Source organism: Blautia sp. OM07-19, assembly GCF_003481595.1.
Lineage (GTDB): Bacteria > Bacillota > Clostridia > Lachnospirales > Lachnospiraceae > Blautia_A > Blautia_A intestinihominis.
In genome coordinates, this window is record NZ_QULA01000037.1 from 1 (window position 1) to 1,400 (window position 1,400).

Sequence of the window (1,400 nt, forward strand, 5' to 3'; positions counted from 1 at the left end):
TTCTCGTTACTTCTAGTGATGAGTTAGGCGCGCAAATTTTTTACAAAAAATATAAAAGAGAGTTTTATTGGACCGAAAAAGAGTTATAATAGAATAAGAAAGAACAAATAGGACTTATTTATATCCAGTACAAGTCAGAAAGGCAGGAAGCAACTGTGAAGATTACATCCAGCTATGGCGTAGAATTGAGAAAACAGAATATCCCGATCCGTCAGACGCTGGATATCTACCGGTCTGCCGTTGGCTATCTGACAGAGATTTATGAGCAGGTATGGGAAGAGCTGGAAAGGATACCGGAAATGAAGAAACGTTTTAATGAAGCGGAGCACCTGATACATACAACAAAAAAGAATCAGGCTCGTTTTAGCTTTGATCTCCATTTTCCAAAGATGCCTTCTTACCTGAGAAGGGCAGCCATCCAGCATGCGCTGGGAACTGTATCCTCTTACAAAACCCGACTGAGCTTGTGGGAAAAATCAGGTCAAACAGGAGGCTGGCCGAAACTTGTATATGAGAATCATGCCATGCCGGTCTTTTATCGTGATGTGATGTACCGGGAGGATAAGGAAGGGAAGGATGCTGCTTATCTGAAATTATATGATGGGCATGACTGGAAATGGTTCCATGTACGGTTAAGCCATACCGACATGGAGTATTTGAGAAAGAACTGGTCTGGGGAAAAGGCATCTGCCCCGACATTGGAGAAAAGACACAGGAAATATTTTCTGCGTTTTTCTTATACAGAAGATGTGATACTTACAAAAATACCAGTCAAAGAACAGATCGTCTGCAGTGTAGATCTGGGGATCAACACTGATGCAGTCTGTACCATTATGCGGTCGGATGGAACTGTCCTGGGAAGAAAGTTTATCGATTTTCCCAGTGAAAAAGACCGGATGTACCGTGTACTGGGACGGATAAGGAAATTCCAGAGAGAACATGGATCTGTACAGGCGAAAAGCAGATGGGCGTATGCAAAAAGCCTGAACATAGAACTGGGCAGGAAGATTGCAGGAGCAGTCACAAAATATGCCAAAGAGAACCGTGCAGATATAATTGTCTTCGAATACCTGGAGACAAAAGGAAAGATATCCGGGAAAAAGAAACAGAAACTGCATCTGTGGAGAAAACGGGATATCCAGAAACGCTGTGAACATCAGGCACATAGAAATGGGATGCGGATATCGAGGATCTGTGCGTGGAACACCAGCAGGCTTGCATATGATGGAACAGGAACAGTTGCCCGTGATCCGGGAAACCACAGCCTGTGTGTATTCCAGACAGGAAAACGATATAATTGCGACTTATCAGCATCGTACAATATAGGAGCAAGATATTTTATCAGAGAACTTTTAAAACCCCTTCCGGTAACGGAAAGGTCTTTGCTGGAGGCAAAAGTC

Annotated in this window: 1 protein-coding gene; it reads left to right on the forward strand. The window is 43.3% G+C overall.

What is annotated here, in order from left to right; genetic code table 11:
• Nucleotides 1–155: 155 nt before the first annotated feature.
• Nucleotides 156–1,400, forward strand: a 1,245-nt coding sequence (locus tag DXC01_RS17195; RefSeq protein WP_243111657.1) for a transposase, incomplete at its 3' end; no start/stop codon positions are given.